This is a genomic window from Methylobacterium gossipiicola (assembly GCF_900113485.1).
GTDB classification, from domain to species: Bacteria; Pseudomonadota; Alphaproteobacteria; order Rhizobiales; family Beijerinckiaceae; genus Methylobacterium; species Methylobacterium gossipiicola.
This window is the reverse complement of sequence record NZ_FOPM01000002.1, coordinates 134,965-151,495: the sequence shown is the minus strand read 5'-3', so window position 1 is coordinate 151,495 and position 16,531 is coordinate 134,965. Positions and strand designations below refer to the sequence as shown.

Below are 16,531 nucleotides of genomic sequence, written 5' to 3'. Positions count from 1 at the left end.
CTGCGGCGTTGCCGCCGCGCTGGCATCGACTTAGGTATCGGCGCGTTGGTCGAGCGGGTGGTGGGCGGCTCGTCGCGCCCGCCGTCGCACCCTGACACCACGATCCGGAGATTTGCCGATGACCTTCACCCTGCCCGAACTGCCCTACGCCTACGACGCCCTCGGCCCGTACATGTCGAAGGAAACCCTCGAGTTCCACCACGACAAGCACCACAAGGCCTATGTCGATACGGGCAACAAGCTGCTCGAAGGCACGGGCCTCGAAGGCAAGAGCGTCGAGGAAGTCCTGGTCGCCGCCTACGGCAACAACCAGCCGCTCTTCAACAATGCCGGCCAGCATTACAACCACATCCATTTCTGGCAGTGGATGAAGCCCAATGGCGGCGGCGCCGTGCCGGGGGCGCTGGCCAAGAAGATCGACGAGGATCTCGGCGGCTTCGAGAAGTTCAAGGCCGATTTCATCCAGGCCGGCGTCGGCCAGTTCGGCTCGGGCTGGGCTTGGCTCGCCGTCAAGGACGGCAAGCTCGAGATCCAGAAGACCCCGAACGGCGAGAATCCCCTCGTGCACGGCGCCAAGCCCATCCTCGGCGTCGACGTGTGGGAGCACTCCTACTACATCGATTACCGCAACCGCCGGCCCGACTACCTCAAGGCGTTCATCGAGAACCTCGTGAACTGGGAGCACGTCGAGAAGATGTACGCCGAGGCCACGAAGTAAGGTCTTTCGTGTGACATGCCGCGCCGCGAGTCGTCAGGACTCGCGGCGTTGCCGTGTCGGCTTTCTGCTGCGCGGCCCCATCCCGCGTCGGCTCCCTCCCATTCAGGGGGGCAGACGTCCGTCGAGCGAGTTCCATGATCCGCAGCATCCTCTCCGTCGGCGGCTGGACGCTGGTGTCGCGGGTCACGGGCTTCGCCCGCGACGTGGTGATGGCCGCGATCCTGGGTGCCGGTCCCTTGGCCGACGCCTTCGTGGTGGCGTTCCGCCTGCCGAACCATTTCCGGGCGATCTTCGGCGAGGGCGCGTTCAACACCGCTTTCGTGCCGAGCTATGCCGGTCTGTCCGAGGCGGCCGAAGCCGGGGCGGCGAGGCGGTTCGCCGACCGCATCTTCACCCTGATGCTGCTGACGCAGATCGTCTTTCTGGCACTGGCCCTGCCGGCGATGCCCTGGGTGGTCAAAGCCCTGGCGCCGGGCTTCTCGGAGGACCCGGAGCGGTTCGCCCTGGCGGTGTCGCTGACCCGGATCACCTTCCCGTATCTTCTGTTCATGACCCTCGTGACCCTGTTCTCGGGGTTGCTCAACGCGCATCGCCGCTTCGCCGTGGCGGCGGGCGCCCCGGTGCTCCTCAACCTGTCGATGCTGGCGGCCCTCGGCCTCGCCGGGTTGTTTCCCAACGCCGCCTATGCCGCCGCCTGGGGCGTGTCGGTGTCCGGCGTCCTGCAATTCGCCCTGGTGTGGTGGGATTGCCGCCGCGCCGGCATCGCCCCGACGCTGGCTGCGCCGAGCCTGCGCGATCCCGCCATGCGGCGGTTCTTCAAGGTTCTGGGTCCGGCGGTGATCGGCTCGGCCGGCTTCCAGATCGCGTCCTTCGCCGACACCATCCTGGCGAGCTTCCTGCCCACCGGGGCGGTCTCGGCCCTGTATTACGCCGACCGGCTCTATCAACTGCCGTTCGGCGTCATCGCCATCGCGGCCGGCACCGTGCTGCTGCCGGAGATGAGCCGGCGGATCGCTGGCGGCGACGCCGCCGGGGCGCATGCGGCGCAGAACCGGGCGGCCGGGTTTTCGCTCGCCCTGTCGGCGCCCTTCACCGTCGCGTTCCTGATCCTGCCGGATCTCATCATGGCGGCCCTGTTCCAGCGCGGCGCCTTCGGGGCGGAGGACGCGGCGCGGGCCGCCTCGGTGCTGGCCGCCTACGGCCTGGCGCTCCCCGCCGTGGTGCTCCTGCGCAGCGCCCTGCCGAGCTTCTACGCCCGGCAGGACACCATGACGCCGCTCATCGCCTCGCTGACCGCCATCGCCATCAACGTGGCCCTCAAGATCGTGCTCACCGGCCCCTACGGCGTCACCGGCCTGGCGCTGGCGACCGCCATCGGCCAATGGGTCAACCTCGGCCTCCTCGTCGCCCTGGCGTGGCGACGCGGCTGGATGGCACCGAGCCGGGGCCTCGGCATCACCCTGGTCGGCGTCACCCTCGCCTGCGCCGTCCTCGCCGGCGTCGCCCGCTTCGGGCTGCCCGTGGTCGAGGGGGTGGTCCCGGCCCTGCCGCACTTGCGCGAGGTGGTGGTCCTCGGCGTGCTCGGCGCCGCCGGGGCCGTGGTGTATGCCGGGCTGCTGCTCGCCACCCTGCGGGTGTTCGGCCTGCGCCTGCGTCGGAGATAATCAGGCTGCCCGCACCGTTGCGAGGAAGTGCGAGACTTGACCGCGCAGATCCTCCGATTGCCGTGACAGTTCGGCGGCGGCCGAGAGCACCTGCGCCGCCGCCGTGCCCGTCTCCTCGGCCGCCGTTGCGACGCTGCCCATGGTGCGGGTGACGGCGTCGGTGCCGGAGGCCGCCTCGCTGACGTTGCGGACGATCTCCTGGGTCGCCGCCCCCTGCTCCTCCACGGCCGCCGCAATAGAGGAGGCGACCTCGCTGATCTCGCGGATGCGGGTGGTGATGCCGCCGATGGCCGTCACCGCCTGTGTCGTCGAGGCCTGGATGCGGCCGATCTGCCCGGTGATCTCGTCGGTGGCCCGCGCCGTCTGCGTCGCGAGTTCCTTCACCTCCGTCGCCACCACGGCGAAGCCGCGGCCGGCCTCGCCGGCTCGGGCCGCCTCGATGGTCGCATTGAGAGCGAGCAGGTTGGTCTGGCCCGCGATGGTCGAGATCATCGCCACCACGTCGCCGATCCGGCCGGCGGTCTCGCTCAGGTCGCGCACGAGGGCGGCGGTCTCGCTCGCCTCGGTCACGGCGAGGCGCGACAGGTTCGCCGAGCCCTGCACCTGCCGGCCGATCTCCGTGACGGAGGACCCGAGTTCCTCGGTGGCCGCCGCCACGGCGGTGACGTTCGTGGCCGCCACGTCGGCCGCCGCCGCGGCCTGCGTCGAGCGCCCCGCCGTGTCGGAGGCCGTACCCGAGAGGCTGCCGGCTGTGGCCTGAAGTTCGGTGGCGGCGGCGCTCACCTGGGCGACGATGCCCCCCACCGCCGCCTCGAACCGGTCGGCGAGGCTGAAGGTCGCCATCCGGCGCTGCGCCTCGGCATCGAGTCGGGCGACGCGCGTTTCCTCCTCCAGGGCGCGGGTCCTGACGATGTTGTCCTTGAACACCTGGACGGCCTCCGCCATGGCGCCGATCTCGTCGCCGCGCCCGGAGCCGGGCACCTCTGCCGCGACATCGCCCCGGGCGAGGCGTGCCATGGTCTGGGTCATCCGCCGCAGGGGACCACTGACGCCGAAGATGAGGAACGCCGCCGCACCGACGGCGCAGAGCAGCGCGACCCCAATGAGGATCACGGTGCCGGTCAGCGCCGTATCGTAGGTCTCCTGGGCCCGGCGGCCGCTCGCCCGCGCCGTGCGGTCGGTGAGGTCGATGAGCTTCTGCAACTCCGTGAGCACGGCGTTGACCCCCGTGGACAGGGCGGTGTTGAAGGTGCGCTGTGCCTTGGCGATGTCTCCCGCCCGCACATCGGCGGCGGCGGCGTCGCGCAGGGCGTTGTAGGCGGTCCACTGCTGCTCGAAGGCCGCGTAGATCGCGCGGGCTTCCGGCGTGGCGGGCCGGGCCGTGTAATCGGCCTGCACGGCGCGCATCTCGGCATCGCGCTTGGCGAGGGTGGCGGTCACCTCGGCGCGCAGGGCGTCCGTGTCGGCGCTGATCAGCCGGGCGCCGTTGGTCCGCGTCCGCAGGATCAGAACTTGCATCTTCGCGAGCAGTTGTGTGGTCGGTAGATGATCGTCGCGCATCTCCCGCGCGATGGTGTTCACGGCATTCAGATGGAAGAGGGATAGGCCGCCGAGGGCGAGGACAAGCAGACAGATCACACCGAAGCTCATGCTGAGCTTCGCACGAATGGAGAGGTTTCTCAGGGCCACGGATCGCCTCGACCGTTCGAATTTGGGTGAGCTTCGATCTGTTTGTCGATTACCCTAAAGTCTCGTTAAAAATACACGATCGATCCCGAGAGGCGTTGACGGGGGGGCGGCGTGTCAATTCGAGCGGCGGTCTGCGCCCTCAATTTCGGCCGAGGGCTGCCTCGAGAAGGCGCCGGGCATCCGGGCCGCTCCAATCGGCCGGTCCTTTCATCACCCCGAGGGTGCAGCCCTTCGCGTCGACGAGCATCGTCGTCGGCAGGCCCTGGGACCCCGTGTCCTTCTGCACCGCCGGCAGCACACGTCCGCCGGGATCGGCATAGTAGGCGAGGTGCGTGATGGCGTTGTCGCGCAGCCATTGCGGCGGCTTGTCGAGGTTGCGGGTCTCGACGTTGATGGCGACGACCGTGAAATCCCGCCCGCCCATCTCCGCCTGGAGCCGGTCGAGGGCCGGCATCTCGGCCTTGCACGGCCCGCACCACGTCGCCCACAGGTTCACCAGCCTCAGGCGTCCGTCGAGGGCCGCCAGCGTCGTGTCGGCGCCGTCCGGCCCCTTGAATGTCAGGGCGGGGGCAGGGCGCGGTGTCTCCAGGGCCTGCAGGGCCGCGACGGCGCCGCGCGCATGCGGGGCGAGCCGCGCGATGGCCTGGGGCGCGCCCGCGCAGGGGCCGGAGTTGCCGCCGGTCCGACCCGTCCCGTATACGGCAAGCCCTGCCCCGAGGGCGGTGACGAGGGCGGCTCCGGCCGCGAGGCGCGCCGTGCGAGCGGGCATCATCGTTGCGTCGCCGGTCGGGTGGACGGGGCTGCGGAGAGGAACAGTGTCAACATGAGCAACCGGATGTGGGGCGGGCGCTTCGCGAGCGGCCCCGCCGAGATCATGGAGGAGATCAACGCCTCCATCGGGTTCGACAAGCGCCTCGCGCCCCAGGACATCCGCGGCTCCCTGGCGCATGTGGCCATGCTGGGCGACGCCGGCATCCTGCCCAAAGCCGATGTGGCGGCGATCGAGGACGGTCTCAAGGCCGTGCGGGCGGAAATCGAGGCCGGCGGCTTCGTGTTCAAGCGCGAGCTCGAGGACATCCACATGTCCGTGGAGAGCCGGCTCACCGAGATCGTCGGCCCCGCCGCCGGGCGCCTGCACACGGCCCGCTCGCGCAACGATCAGGTCGCCACCGACATGAAGCTATGGGTGCGCGACACCCTCGACAGCCTCGACGCGCAGGCCGCCGACCTGCAGCGGGCCCTGGCCGAGAAGGCCTTGCAGCATGCCGGCACCGTGATGCCGGGCTTCACCCACCTGCAATCGGCCCAACCCGTCACCTTCGGGCACCATTGCCTGGCGTATGTCGAGATGCTGGCCCGCGACCGGGGCCGGTTCCGCGATGCCCGCGCCCGCCTCAACGAGTGTCCCCTGGGGGCGGCGGCGCTCGCCGGCACCTCGTTCCCCATCGACCGCCATGCCACGGCGGCGTCCTTGGGCTTCGACCGCCCGACGGCCAATTCCCTCGATTCCGTGGCCGACCGCGACTTCGCCCTCGAGGCGCTCGCGGCCGCCTCCATCTGCGCCGTCCACCTGTCGCGCTTCGCGGAAGAGCTCGTGGTCTGGACCTCGGCGCAGTTCGACTTCGTGCGCCTGTCGGACGGCTACACCACGGGCTCGTCGATCATGCCGCAGAAGCGCAATCCCGACGCGGCCGAACTCGTGCGCGCCAAGTCCGGCCGGGTCATCGGCGCCCTGACGGGCCTGCTCATCGTCATGAAGGGCCTGCCGCTCGCCTATTCGAAGGATATGCAGGAGGACAAGGAGGGCACCTTCGACGCCCTCCAGGCCCTATCCCTGTGCCTCGCCGCCATGACCGGCATGGTGAAGGATCTGGAGCCCAACGCTCCCGTCCTGGCCCGGGCCGCCGGCTCCGGCTACGCCACCGCCACGGATCTGGCCGATTGGCTGGTGCGCGAACTCGGCCTGCCATTCCGCGAAGCCCACCACGTCACCGGCCGCCTCGTCGGCACCGCCTCCGCCCGCCAGGTCGGCCTCGAAGACCTCACCCTCAACGAGATGCGGGCAGCCGAGCCCCGGATCACCGACGCCGTCTATGCCGTGCTCGGTGTGGAGAACTCGGTGTCGAGCCGCACCAGCTACGGCGGCACCGCCCCCGACAACGTGCGGGCCCAGGCCACGCGCTGGCTCGGCCTGCTCGGCGCCGACGACGAGAAAGGCTGAGAAAAGCCGGGCCGTGATGCTTGGCGTTCACGGCTCAGCTATGTGATCCTGCCTATGGGCGTCTCGCGAATGCCCCCTCGTGTTCGCGAGACGCCCCGAAATCTGCCCGAGCCCGTTCGGAGATCGCGCATGCCCGTCGAGAGTTGGATGATGCCGGACGACGTTCCCGGTCTCGCCGCGCAGGCCATGGACCGCATCGACGCCGTTCTCGCCCGCCTGGGCGAGGCCGAGCGCGTTGCGTTCTGGGCCTCCGTGCGCAAGTGCTATAACACCCCCTACAACGATCCGAAGCCGCGGGCACTGCCGACGCTTCAGGCCCTGACCTCGGAGGTGCGCGCAGTCCCGCTGCTGCAAGCCACGGCCGAGTCCACCGGTTCGGAGCGGTCGATCCCGATGGCGGCGATCCCGGTCCCGGGCCTCTCCGTCGACGCGCACGTCTCCTGACGGCGCTTCCCACAACATCCGGTTCGATACGGTCCCGCCCACAAGGTTTCTCATGCTCCTCGACGTCCGGCGCTGCTTCCTCCTCGGGCTCTCCTCGGTTCTCCTGTGCGGGCCGGCGGCCCTCACGGGGGCCGGGTCGCCCCTCGGGGCCGGGCTGGTCCAGGCCCAGGAGGCAGCGCCCGAGGCGGCGGCGGAGCCTTCGCGCAAGCGGCGGCGGACCCGTTCGGGCAAGGGCGGGAAGGCCGTGACGGCGCCCGGCATGCAGCAAGCGACGCCCTTGGCGATCTTCGGTGACTGGAACGTCTTCGCCAACGGCCAGGGCAAGACCCGCGTCTGCTACGCCATCGCCCAGCCGACCACGCGCACGCCGAAAACCCTCGCCCGCGACACGGCCTACCTGTTCGTCACCGTGCGCAAGGGCGAGAACATCGCCAACGAGGTCGCGGTGATGCTGGGCTTCCCGGCAAAACCCGCCGCTGCCCAAGCCGCGAACGCCAAGGTCACGGCCGCTCCCACGGACCCGGCCATTCACCTCGGGACGGCCCGCTACGGCCTCGTCATCAAGGATAACAACGCCTGGCTCCAGAATCAGGCCGAGGAGTCCCGCGTCGTCACCGAGATGGCGCGCACGGCCAAGCTCCAGGTCAAGACGACGTCCATGCGCGGCAACCCGACCAACGACGAATACGCGCTTGCCGGCTTCGCCGAGGCGATGAAGCGCGCCCGCGAGGAGTGCAAGTAGACGCAGGAACGTAGACGCAGGAACGCCGCGCCCCCGGAGGGACGCGGCGCCCAGGTCATACGAGTTTCGTTCGATCACCTCGTATCCGTGAAACACGTCAGGCTCCCTCTCCTGGAAGGAGAGGGAGCCTGCGTTTGCCAGAAGCCGAACAGGCCAACCTGAGACGCGCTCACACGGCGCGGAGGCGCTGCCCCTCCGACGAACGACCGCGGGAGCCCGACCGATTCCGGAATCGCTCGCGGGCGGCGCGGGCGGCCTGCTCAACGCTGCCGAACACTGTTCCGTCGAGGAGGTCGAAGTCGCGCTGCGACGAGAAGAACCGGACGCCGCCGCGTTCCGGCACGGCGATCCCGGCCGTGATCTCGCCGATTTCGATGATGCGGGTTGGCGCCGGTTCGGCGCGGCGCCGGGACGTGCTGTCGGCATGCAATTCGTTGCGGGCGCGCAGGGCCTGCAGATCGACCAGGGGCGGGGCCAGCGAACGCTGGTTCAGGGCACGGGCGGTGGTCTCTGCGTGAGGGTAGGACATGGGTCGAAACACTCCTGATGACGGCCATGCGGCCGGTTCCGGCGCTTGGCCGGGCTGAGATGGGCTGGACACTTCACGGCGGGATCAGCGTCGACAGCACATGCAGGGCATCGGGAGGGGTCGGCAAAACAGAATGGTCAGCACGGCAAGTCATCCTCATCGTATAAGGACCACGAGGCGCGGGCGCATCGTAGTGCTTTAGCGTTTGGTGACGCGGCGCAAGCTACACACTTCAAATCACCGCGGCGCGGCGGCGGTGGAAACCGCCGCCGAACACCCTTAAGATGCTGTGCGGCGGTGATTTCGTCAACGGATCGATCTTTCGAATGCACGGCCGACCGTGGCAGGAAGCGCTTCCTGCCAAGCCCGCCGCGACAGCTTCCTTCGGTTTGCCCTCAGGCGGCGGCAACGAGCCCCGTGAACCGGCGGAAATCGTCGAATACCCGCGTGGCCCCGGCGGCGGCGAGGTCGGCGCCGGTCCGGTCATGGGCCCAGTGGCCGCCGCCGCTGAAGCCGAGGACGCGCATGCCGGCGGCGCGGGCCGCCTGAACGCCCGGCACGCTATCCTCGACGACGAGGCAGGCGTCGGGGGCCACGCCCATGCTGGCCGCGGCGTAGAGGAACAGATCCGGAGCGGGCTTGCCGCGCGCCACCATGGTCGAGGAATAGATCCGGCCCTCGAACAGGGGCAGCAGCCCCGTGAGGCCGAGGGTATGGGCGAGCCGGACCGGATCGGAAGACGAGGCAACACAATGCGGCAGGGCGAGGCCCGCGACGGCATCCGCCACGCCGGGCATCGCCAGGAGTCCGGCATCGAATGCCCGCAGGGTGTCGGCCTTCACCGTCGCGACGAAGTCGTCCGGTACGGTGACGGCATAATCGCGCACGATATGGGCCATGATCGACGCCATGGAGGTGCCGGCGAAGCGCACCCGGACGGTGTCGACATCGATGGCGACGCCGATGCGGTTGAGGCCGAGGGTGAGGCGCATCAGGCTGATCGGTTCGCTGTCCACGAGCACGCCGTCGCAATCGAAGATGATGAGCGCCAAGGGGGCTTGTGGAACGGACGCATGCGGTTCGGACGCGGCGGCGATTGGATCGGTCAAGGTTCGTCCCCGGAGGCGGGCGTGGCGCGAAACCGGGGCGGTGTCGCATGGGCCGGGTCGCGCTCGCAATGCGGCACAGCTTGGCAACCGGCGCTTCGCTGGCAGGCTCGGCGGCACGGCTTGCACCGGCGGGCGGGCGCCCCTACTCAAGACCCGGCCGGTATTCGACCGGCGGGTGTGACCGGGCTCGATGCTTCGCTTCCTCAGCCGCTTCCTCGGCCTCGTTCTCCTCGCGGCGGGCTTCGTCGGCGTCGTCTATGACGGCGCCCGCTCCATCGCCAACAACGGCCTGCGGGTGACGACGGTGAGCGACCTGCTGTTCACCCTGTTCAAGGACCGGGCGAGCGCCCTCCAGGGCACCGTCGAGGGTGTCGCCCCCTGGCTGTGGCAGATCCTGGTGCTGCCCTTGACCCTCGCGCCCGCCGCCCTCCTCGGCCTCGGCCTCGGGGCGTTCCTGCTCTGGCTCGCCCAGCCCGGTCGCGAGCCGGTGGGGTTCCTCAGCCGCCCCTGACCATCCGGGAGCACCCCTGTTAATCCGCGCTCCCGCGTGCCGTCGCGCACGCGTCGATCGGGCGCGCGTTGGCGCGCCGTGCGGCGCACCCTATGATCTTGATTGGATCGTCTCGTGGACGATCGTCCGGCGTTTCGTCCTACGCATCCGGGTTTCCCATGGTCCGCCTCCTCGCCGCCGCCCTCGCCGTGCCCCTGCTGGCGACGGTCCCCGCCGTCGCCCAGACGCCCGGAGCAGCGGGGAGCCGCAACATCACGTCCACGGGCGTCACCAAGCCGCCGGGGCGGACGGGCGCGCCGTTCACGCGTTCGACCACGGAGGCCGACATGGCCAAGGCCCAGCGCGCCGCCGCCATCCGCGACAAGGCGTGGGATTCGAAGATGCGCACCACCATGGGCTCCATCTGCAAAGGCTGCTGAGGTCTTTGGAGCGGCCGCGATGATCCGCTTCGAAGGCGTCTCGAAGCGGTTTCCCGGCGCGTCCCGTCCGGCCGTGAATGCGATCAATCTCGTGATCCCGGAGGGCGAGACCTGTGCCCTCATCGGCCCTTCGGGCTGCGGCAAATCCACGACCCTGCGGATGATCAATCGGTTGGTGGAGCCGGATGCCGGCATCGTCCGCTTGGCCGGCGAGGACGTGGCGCAGGTCGATCCGATCCGCCTGCGCCGCCGCATCGGCTACGTGCTCCAAGGCGTCGGCCTCTTCCCGCACCGGACCGTCGCCCGCAACATCGCTACGGTGCCGGAACTCTTGGGCTGGCCCAAGGCCCGCATCGCCGAACGCGTCGATGCCCTGCTCGACCTCGTCGGCCTCAATCCGTCGGAGTTCCGGGGCCGACTGCCCGATGCCCTCTCGGGCGGCCAACGTCAGCGCGTCGGCGTGGCGCGGGCGCTCGCGGCCGATCCGCCGGTCCTGCTCATGGACGAACCGTTCGGGGCCGTCGATCCCGTGGCGCGCGGTCGTCTCCAGGCCGAGATCGGCACCATCCTGAAGCGTCTGCGCAAGACCGTCATCCTGGTGACCCACGACCTCGACGAGGCCGTGCGGATGGGCGACCGCATCGTGCTCATGCGCGCCGGTCGCATTGTCCAGGCCGATACGCCCGACCGTCTCCTCGCGCACCCCGTCGACGCCTTCGCGGCGGATTTCACCGGGCCGGACCGCGCCCTGCGGCGTCTGGCCGGGCTCACCGTCGGCGCCCTCGCGCAGGTCGAGCCGGCCGAGGGCGCCCCGATCATCGCGTGGGACGCTTCCCTGCGTGATGCCCTGGCGCTGCTTCTCGAAACCGGCACCGAGCGCCTCGCCGTGGCTGGGCCGAACGGTCCGATGAGCCTCAGCCTGGCGGCGATCAGGGCAACGGCGTCCGCCTGACCCAGCGGACGCCGATCTGTCTCAGCTTCCCGGCGTCAGCTTCAGGATCTTGCCGTCCGGGCCGTCCGTCACGGCGTAGACAGCCCCGTCCGGGCCGGTCTTCACGTCGCGGATGCGGGCCTCCAGGGGAATGCGCTCCTCGGTGACGACCTTGTCGCCGTCGAGCTTCAGGGCCACGATCCCCTGGCTGGCGAGGCCGCCGATGAGGAAGGCGTCCTTCCAGGCCGGGAACTTGTCGCCGGTGTAGAGCGCCATGCCGGAGGGGCCGATCACCGGGTCCCAATAATAGACCGGCTGGGCGGTGCCGGCGGCCTGCGTCTTGCCCTCGCCGATCTTCTCGCCCGAATACTCGATGCCGTAGCTCACCTCGGGCCAGCCGTAGTTCACGCCCGGGCGCGGACGATTGAGCTCGTCGCCGCCGCGCGGGCCGTGCTCGACGGTCCAAAGCCGGCCCTGCGGGTCGAGGGCGGCCGACTGGACGTTGCGATGACCGTAGGACCAGATCTCGGGCTTGGCCTTCTCGCCGCCCGTGAACGGGTTGTCCTTGGCGGCATTGCCGTCGGTATCGATGCGGAAGACCTTGCCGAGGCCGCTGGTGAGGTCCTGGGCCTGGACGCGGGGCTCCTTGTCGGAGCGCTCGCCCACGGTGACGAACAGTTTGCCATCCGGCGCGAACACGAGGCGCGAGCCGAAATGCTTATCGCCGTCGTAGGTCGGCATCTGCCGGAAGATCACCTTCACGTCGTCGAGGCGGGCGGCACCCTTGTCCTCCACGAGCTTGGCGCGGGCGACCGTGGTGCCGTTGCCCTTCTCGCGGGGCTCGGCGTAGCTGAAGTAGATCATGCGGTCGGCGACGAAACTTGGGCTCAAGGCCACGTCGAGGAGGCCGCCCTGGCCCTTGGCATCGACCTTCGGCACGCCGGGAATCGCCGGTCCCGCCGTTCCGTCCTTGGCCACGATGCGCAGGGTGCCGCCCTTCTCCGTCACCAGCATGCGCCCGTCGGGCAGGAATTCGAGGGCCCAGGGGCTGTCGAGGCCCTTGGCCACCGTCTCGACCTTGACCTTGGTGGCGGCGGCCGGCTTCGGCGCCCGGGTCTGGTTCGGCAGCAGCGGCTTGTAGGTGGTGTTCGGAGCCTCCGTCTCGGCGGGTGTGGTGCCGGCGGCGTCGGAGGCCGGCGCCGTGAACGCCTCGCCCTCGACCCGCGGCTGCCGGGGGGCGGTGCCCGTCTCCTGTGCGAAGGCGCTCGCGGGCAGCCCGGCGAGGGCGAGGGTGGCGAGCAAGGTCTGGGAGATGCGCTTCACGTCGGATTGTCCTCCAGGGCGGCGGCGTAGCCGTGTCAGGCGCTCCGGCGCCCAAAGCGACCGAAGACTCCCCACCCGGCCGCAACGGCCCGCGCGGGTGGAGGGGAGATGGGGCGAGGCCGGGTGTTTGACGAGGGTCGCCGCCGCCCGGAGCCCGGATGGGCCGCTGCCGGGCGGTGGACAAGGCCCCCGGCGGGCCTCGTCCAGCGCCACGCGGAAGGGACGGCGCCTTGACCGCCCCGCCCCGCGTCGCCAAGTCTCTGGCGGAGGCGCCGCTTGTGCGGTGCACCCCTTCCGGACCGCCCGGTCCGGAACAGGGCCGATGCGGCCCGCGCGAGGGGATGCGCTCCGGCGCGCAGTACGGAAAGGGACCGTCATGGCCACGGTGAAAGTAACGGACGCGAGTTTCGAGCAGGATGTTCTCAAGTCCGCCGAGCCCGTGGTGGTGGATTTCTGGGCCGAGTGGTGCGGCCCCTGCCGCCAGATCGGCCCGGCCCTCGAGGAGATCTCCACCGATCTCCAGGGGCGGGTGAAGATCGCCAAGGTCAACGTCGACGAGAACCCTGGCATCGCCGCGAAATACGGCATCCGCTCGATCCCGACGCTGCTGATCTTCAAGAACGGCGAATTGGCCAGCCAGAAGGTCGGCGCTGCCCCCAAGGGTGATCTCTCGCGCTGGATTCAGGCGAGCGCCTGACGCCCTGGCCTCGGCTCCGGTCGAACGGAGCCGAGGCCCATACCGTGCCCCGGTGCATGTCCCGCCGGGGGAGCGAAGCGGTCGAGCCTCGGGCTCCCGCGCCCTCCCGATCCCGCATGGTTTCGCGTTGGAGCCCCCTGGCGCGAACGGGTTCACCCCCGCGCCAGAGCCGCCACCGTCTGTTCCCGCAGCCCGTCCGATAGGGCGATGAGCGAGCCGTGGACGGGGTCGGGGCGATTGTAGGTGGTGGGCGTGCCGGAGAGGTCGCTCACCGAGCCACCGGCTTCCCGCAGGAGGAGGTCGGCGCCGGCCAAGTCCCAGTCGCGGGCATCCGACGAGACGAGTCCGACATCGATGGAGCCTTCCGCCACGCGGGCGACGCGCAGGGCCAGAGACGGCACCCGCTCCACCACGACGAACTCGGGCTTCACGCCGTCCCGGGTGGCGCCGCGCGCGAGCGTGTCCATCATCGGTTTGGGGCCCGTCACCCGGGCGCCCGGCAGACGGGATTGGGCCGAGACCCGGAGGGGGGCGCCGTTGCGCGTCGCGCCGTGGCCCGCCACCGCCTCGTAGAAATGGTCGTGCACCGGCGCGTGGACGAAGCCGAGCACCGGCTGACCCTCGCACAAGAGGGCCACGGAGACCGACCAGTCCGGATGCCCGGTGAGGAAGGCGCGGGTGCCGTCGATGGGATCGACGATCCAGACGAGGTCCGCCCCGAGGCGCTGGGCGTCGTCCGCCGTCTCCTCCGACAGCCACGCCGCCGCGGGCAACAGGGCGCCCAGGCGGATCTTCAGGAAGGTGTCGACGGCGACATCCGCTTCCGTGACCGGCGAGCCGCCGGTCTTGGACCAGATCCGTGCATTCGTCTGCCCGCCTGCCCGGTAGTGGGGAAAGGCGAGGCCGGCCGCCTCGCGGATCGTCGCGCGCAGGGCCGGCACGAGGGCGTGAATCGTCTCCGGGACTCTGGCGGGCATGCGGCTCCGTTCGGATCGTGGCTCAAGGGACAGGGGCTGGGGACGCAACGGGAGAGATGTCGAGGGCGAGGTCGGGCAGGGGCCACGGCGCCGTCATATCCGTTGTAGGGTGCCTGTCCGGCCGCCACAAGGATCGTCGCGCAGAGGTCGATACGCTCAAGTCTCGACGATCAGTGCAAGGAACCGTTGAGCATTCTTGGCATCAGGGCCCCGTCCATATTCGCTTAACGCTCACTCTTAAGGTCGCTGGAGGAGATCAGGGGCCATTCTGCTTGTCATAGACGGACGGTCTCACAGAGGCCGTTGCTTCCAACAGAGGGTCCGGGCCATGAACACTTTCGCAAACATGAACCATGTCTCGGCCGCCAGCGAGACCGCCACCCCCATGCCCGCCTTCGTCGCCGCCCGCCTGCCGGTGTTCGGCCGCGCCACCGCCCTGCGGCCCGTGGGCGTCGCCCTGGCCTTCTCCGAGGACGCGTCCGACGCCTGCGGCGAGGATCGCTTCGATCTGCTCCTGGTTAGGGCGGACGGCGCCGTCATCGAGCGGCTCGGCCCGTTCTGCGAGAACGAGGTGGTGGCGGTGTGGCGCGATGTGGCCGACAAATCCGGCCTGCCCCGGATGATCGTGAAGGAAGATGGCAGCCTCGCCACCGTCTCGCAGCAGATCGGACCCGTCGCCCTCGGCCGCACCCGCACCCGCCGCCGTCACGGCCTGCTTTCCGGCCGCCGTCCCCGTTTCCTCGTGCGCCGCAAGCCGGCCTCCCTGCCCGTGCGCCCCCTGATCCATCGCGGCGAGAGCGAGATCGTCTCCGGCGGTGCCTGCTGAGCGCTCAGCCTTAGCCTATCCAGACCCGCAAGGCCGCGTCGAGGGCGAGGCCGGCGAACAGGATCAGACCCGCGTCGCGGTTCGATCGAAACAGCATGAGGGCCTTGCGCCCGTTCCCCGCCTCCAGGCGAACCGTCTGCCACGCGAGATGGGCGGCGAACCCCGCGACGCCGAGGAACCCGATGGGACCGGCCCCAGCCGACAGGGCGGCGACGGCGACGAGGGCAGCGGCCCCGGCGTAACAGGCCCCGATGGCGGCCCTCAGGCGCGGTCCGAAGGTGCGGGCCGAGGAGCGGATCCCCGCGATGGCATCGTCCTCGATGTCCTGCACGGCGTAGATCGTGTCGTAGCCCACCACCCACGCGATGGTGCCGGCATAGAGGAGCCAGGCCGGGGCATCGAGGCGGCCGAACGCGGCCACCCAGCCCATCAGCGCGCCCCATGCGAAGGCGAGGCCGAGCACGAGTTGCGGCATCGACATCACGCGCTTCATGAACGGATAGATCGCCACGGGGGCGAGCGACGCGATTCCGACCAGGATGGCGGTGGCGTTGAATCGCAGCAGAACCGCGAGACCGACCAGGGTCTGGGCCACGAGGAACATCGCCGCGTGTCGCGCGCGCACCTGTCCCGAGGGGAGGGGGCGCGAGCGCGTCCGCTCCACCTGCGCGTCGAGGTCGCGATCGGCGATGTCGTTATAGGTCGAGCCGGCTCCCCGCATGGCGATGGCGCCGACGAGGAACAGGGCGAGGTGGACCGGGTTCGGCACCGTGCCCGACGCGATGGCGGCGAGCGATGCCGACCACCAGCAGGGCAGCAGCAGCAGCCACCAGCCGATGGGCCGGTCGATGCGGGCGAGGCGGAGATAGGGCCGCGCCCGCCTTGGCGCCCACCGATCGACCCAATGACCGGTCACGGCATCGGCGACGGGGCGCTCGAACGGGGGAGGGGGCGCTGACGTTCCGCTCATGCCCCGGCGTATGGCCGGGATTCCCGCCGGGACACAAGCCGGCGGATCACGAGAGGTCGATCAGAGGGCGCCCTGGGGCATCCGCATGGCGCCGGTCAGCCCCGGGCCGCCGAGGAGGCCGCCGCCACCGCCGCCGTTCTGGGCCTGGGCCCGTGCCTGAGCTTCCATCTTGGCGGCCTGTGCGGCGATGCCGCAGATCTTGGTGCGGATGCCGCCGACCTTGATGTGATCCGCCTTGAAACCTTCGGCGAAGGAATCCGGGATCGAGCACCATTCCTTGTTGGCGGTGATCCACTTCAGGCCCTCGGCGCCGTTGCTCTGCAGCTTGCCGAACAGGGCGCAGGCTTCCTGCGGGGTCATTTTCTTCTTCGAGTTCGAGGCGGCGTTGGCCTTGGCCACGAGGTCCTTCCGGGCCTGGAGGGTTTTCTGGATCGCGCCGCATTCGGGGGCCTGGGCGAAGGCCGCGCCGGCGACGAACGGGGAGCCTGCGAGGGCGACGGCGACCGCCGCGATGATCTTGAACGACATGCTCTGACTTTCCCTCAAAGTCTCCCCGGCGCCCCGGCGGGAGCCCTGCCCCTGACCGCCGACGCGTTTGGCCGATTCGCTGCAGCCTGGGCCGCGCAACCGAATCCCAGGCGTGCTTCGCCATAGGAATGTGGCTTCATTCCAGTCGCAAACCTCCGCCGCCGTTCGGTCGTGAGCAAAGGACACAAAGTTCGCGTTCGTAACCTTTCGGCAACATATCGTCCGGATGCCGC

At 70.1% G+C, this 16,531-nt stretch carries 18 protein-coding genes; 10 read left to right on the top strand and 8 right to left on the bottom strand.

Annotation, left to right across the window (positions count from 1 at the left end; translation table 11 throughout):
- Positions 1-118: 118 nt before the first annotated feature.
- The gene (locus tag BM249_RS02280) at positions 119-718 is read left to right on the top strand and encodes a superoxide dismutase (RefSeq protein ID WP_091968563.1); all 600 of its coding nucleotides are present in this window, start codon (positions 119-121) and stop codon (positions 716-718) included.
- 134 nt (positions 719-852) lie between these two features.
- Positions 853-2,382: a murein biosynthesis integral membrane protein MurJ gene (gene murJ / locus BM249_RS02275; RefSeq protein ID WP_091968560.1), complete on the top strand. Its 1,530-nt coding sequence runs from the start codon at positions 853-855 to the stop codon at positions 2,380-2,382.
- Here the strand turns inward: murJ and BM249_RS02270 are convergent, their stop codons facing one another.
- Both BM249_RS02270 and tlpA read right to left on the bottom strand, forming a co-directional pair.
- Entirely contained in the window at positions 2,383-4,071 is a 1,689-nt protein-coding gene (locus BM249_RS02270) for a methyl-accepting chemotaxis protein (RefSeq protein ID WP_091968557.1), read from the bottom strand.
- A gap of 139 nt (positions 4,072-4,210) precedes the next feature.
- On the bottom strand, positions 4,211-4,840 hold the full coding sequence (tlpA, locus tag BM249_RS02265; protein WP_091968837.1) for a thiol:disulfide interchange protein TlpA: 630 nt from the start codon (positions 4,838-4,840) through the stop codon (positions 4,211-4,213).
- Between the two features lie 54 nt (positions 4,841-4,894).
- Here tlpA and argH point away from each other — a divergent pair, with 54 nt between their 5' ends.
- The 3 genes from argH to BM249_RS02250 all read left to right on the top strand — a co-directional run bounded on the left by argH (position 4,895) and on the right by BM249_RS02250 (position 7,478).
- Complete coding sequence (argH, locus tag BM249_RS02260) at positions 4,895-6,292, top strand: argininosuccinate lyase (RefSeq protein ID WP_091968555.1); 1,398 nt, start codon at positions 4,895-4,897, stop codon at positions 6,290-6,292.
- A 129-nt stretch (positions 6,293-6,421) separates the two neighbouring features.
- Positions 6,422-6,736 carry a hypothetical protein gene (locus BM249_RS02255; RefSeq protein ID WP_091968553.1) on the top strand — a complete coding sequence of 105 codons (315 nt, stop codon included), beginning with the start codon at positions 6,422-6,424 and terminating at the stop codon, positions 6,734-6,736.
- 52 nt (positions 6,737-6,788) lie between these two features.
- The gene (locus BM249_RS02250; protein WP_091968551.1) at positions 6,789-7,478 is read left to right on the top strand and encodes an invasion associated locus b family protein; all 690 of its coding nucleotides are present in this window, start codon (positions 6,789-6,791) and stop codon (positions 7,476-7,478) included.
- A gap of 169 nt (positions 7,479-7,647) precedes the next feature.
- Here the strand turns inward: BM249_RS02250 and BM249_RS02245 are convergent, their stop codons facing one another.
- Positions 7,648-8,007: a hypothetical protein gene (locus tag BM249_RS02245; protein ID WP_244528538.1), complete on the bottom strand. Its 360-nt coding sequence runs from the start codon at positions 8,005-8,007 to the stop codon at positions 7,648-7,650.
- Between the two features lie 395 nt (positions 8,008-8,402).
- Positions 8,403-9,050: an HAD-IA family hydrolase gene (locus BM249_RS02240; protein ID WP_091968834.1), complete on the bottom strand. Its 648-nt coding sequence runs from the start codon at positions 9,048-9,050 to the stop codon at positions 8,403-8,405.
- 256 nt (positions 9,051-9,306) lie between these two features.
- On the opposite strand from BM249_RS02240, the gene BM249_RS02235 reads away from it, so the two are divergent.
- From BM249_RS02235 to BM249_RS02225, 3 genes are all read left to right on the top strand, one after another.
- Entirely contained in the window at positions 9,307-9,627 is a 321-nt protein-coding gene (locus BM249_RS02235) for a PetM family of cytochrome b6f complex subunit 7 (protein ID WP_091968549.1), read from the top strand.
- 158 nt (positions 9,628-9,785) lie between these two features.
- The gene (locus BM249_RS02230) at positions 9,786-10,046 is read left to right on the top strand and encodes a hypothetical protein (RefSeq protein WP_091968546.1); all 261 of its coding nucleotides are present in this window, start codon (positions 9,786-9,788) and stop codon (positions 10,044-10,046) included.
- 19 nt (positions 10,047-10,065) lie between these two features.
- A complete protein-coding gene (locus BM249_RS02225; RefSeq protein ID WP_091968544.1) occupies positions 10,066-10,998 on the top strand; it encodes an ABC transporter ATP-binding protein in 933 nt (310 codons plus the stop codon).
- Positions 10,999-11,019: 21 nt separating this feature from the next.
- Here the strand turns inward: BM249_RS02225 and BM249_RS02220 are convergent, their stop codons facing one another.
- Positions 11,020-12,300 carry a PQQ-dependent sugar dehydrogenase gene (locus tag BM249_RS02220; RefSeq protein ID WP_091968542.1) on the bottom strand — a complete coding sequence of 427 codons (1,281 nt, stop codon included), beginning with the start codon at positions 12,298-12,300 and terminating at the stop codon, positions 11,020-11,022.
- Positions 12,301-12,676: 376 nt separating this feature from the next.
- Between BM249_RS02220 and trxA the strand changes: the two genes are divergently transcribed.
- Complete coding sequence (trxA, locus tag BM249_RS02215; protein WP_091968540.1) at positions 12,677-12,997, top strand: thioredoxin; 321 nt, start codon at positions 12,677-12,679, stop codon at positions 12,995-12,997.
- A gap of 152 nt (positions 12,998-13,149) precedes the next feature.
- Here trxA and BM249_RS02210 read toward each other — a convergent pair whose 3' ends face one another.
- Positions 13,150-13,974 carry a 3'(2'),5'-bisphosphate nucleotidase CysQ gene (locus BM249_RS02210; RefSeq protein ID WP_091968538.1) on the bottom strand — a complete coding sequence of 275 codons (825 nt, stop codon included), beginning with the start codon at positions 13,972-13,974 and terminating at the stop codon, positions 13,150-13,152.
- Positions 13,975-14,302: 328 nt separating this feature from the next.
- On the opposite strand from BM249_RS02210, the gene BM249_RS02205 reads away from it, so the two are divergent.
- Positions 14,303-14,800, top strand: a complete 498-nt coding sequence (locus BM249_RS02205) for a DUF6101 family protein (RefSeq protein ID WP_425284777.1) — start codon at positions 14,303-14,305, stop codon at positions 14,798-14,800.
- A gap of 10 nt (positions 14,801-14,810) precedes the next feature.
- On the opposite strand, the gene ubiA is transcribed toward BM249_RS02205, so the two are convergent.
- Positions 14,811-15,770 (bottom strand): 4-hydroxybenzoate octaprenyltransferase, encoded by a 960-nt coding sequence (gene ubiA / locus BM249_RS02200; protein ID WP_091968536.1) that lies wholly within the window; start codon positions 15,768-15,770, stop codon positions 14,811-14,813.
- 60 nt (positions 15,771-15,830) lie between these two features.
- The gene (locus tag BM249_RS02195; protein ID WP_091968534.1) at positions 15,831-16,298 is read right to left on the bottom strand and encodes a hypothetical protein; all 468 of its coding nucleotides are present in this window, start codon (positions 16,296-16,298) and stop codon (positions 15,831-15,833) included.
- Positions 16,299-16,531: the final 233 nt, after the last annotated feature.

Bases quoted from the DNA above. Each gene is read 5' to 3' on its own strand.
- argH (WP_091968555.1), top strand. From the start codon at position 4,895: ATGAGCAACCGGATGTGGGGCGGGCGCTTCGCGAGCGGCCCCGCCGAG.
- BM249_RS02250 (WP_091968551.1), top strand. From the start codon at position 6,789: ATGCTCCTCGACGTCCGGCGCTGCTTCCTCCTCGGGCTCTCCTCGGTT.
- BM249_RS02235 (WP_091968549.1), top strand. From the start codon at position 9,307: ATGCTTCGCTTCCTCAGCCGCTTCCTCGGCCTCGTTCTCCTCGCGGCG.
- BM249_RS02225 (WP_091968544.1), top strand. From the start codon at position 10,066: ATGATCCGCTTCGAAGGCGTCTCGAAGCGGTTTCCCGGCGCGTCCCGT.
- BM249_RS02230 (WP_091968546.1), top strand. From the start codon at position 9,786: ATGGTCCGCCTCCTCGCCGCCGCCCTCGCCGTGCCCCTGCTGGCGACG.
- BM249_RS02195 (WP_091968534.1), bottom strand. From the start codon at position 16,298: ATGTCGTTCAAGATCATCGCGGCGGTCGCCGTCGCCCTCGCAGGCTCC.
- trxA (WP_091968540.1), top strand. From the start codon at position 12,677: ATGGCCACGGTGAAAGTAACGGACGCGAGTTTCGAGCAGGATGTTCTC.
- ubiA (WP_091968536.1), bottom strand. From the start codon at position 15,770: ATGAGCGGAACGTCAGCGCCCCCTCCCCCGTTCGAGCGCCCCGTCGCC.
- BM249_RS02245 (WP_244528538.1), bottom strand. From the start codon at position 8,007: ATGTCCTACCCTCACGCAGAGACCACCGCCCGTGCCCTGAACCAGCGT.
- tlpA (WP_091968837.1), bottom strand. From the start codon at position 4,840: ATGCCCGCTCGCACGGCGCGCCTCGCGGCCGGAGCCGCCCTCGTCACC.
- BM249_RS02205 (WP_425284777.1), top strand. From the start codon at position 14,303: ATGAACACTTTCGCAAACATGAACCATGTCTCGGCCGCCAGCGAGACC.
- BM249_RS02210 (WP_091968538.1), bottom strand. From the start codon at position 13,974: ATGCCCGCCAGAGTCCCGGAGACGATTCACGCCCTCGTGCCGGCCCTG.
- BM249_RS02255 (WP_091968553.1), top strand. From the start codon at position 6,422: ATGCCCGTCGAGAGTTGGATGATGCCGGACGACGTTCCCGGTCTCGCC.
- BM249_RS02280 (WP_091968563.1), top strand. From the start codon at position 119: ATGACCTTCACCCTGCCCGAACTGCCCTACGCCTACGACGCCCTCGGC.
- murJ (WP_091968560.1), top strand. From the start codon at position 853: ATGATCCGCAGCATCCTCTCCGTCGGCGGCTGGACGCTGGTGTCGCGG.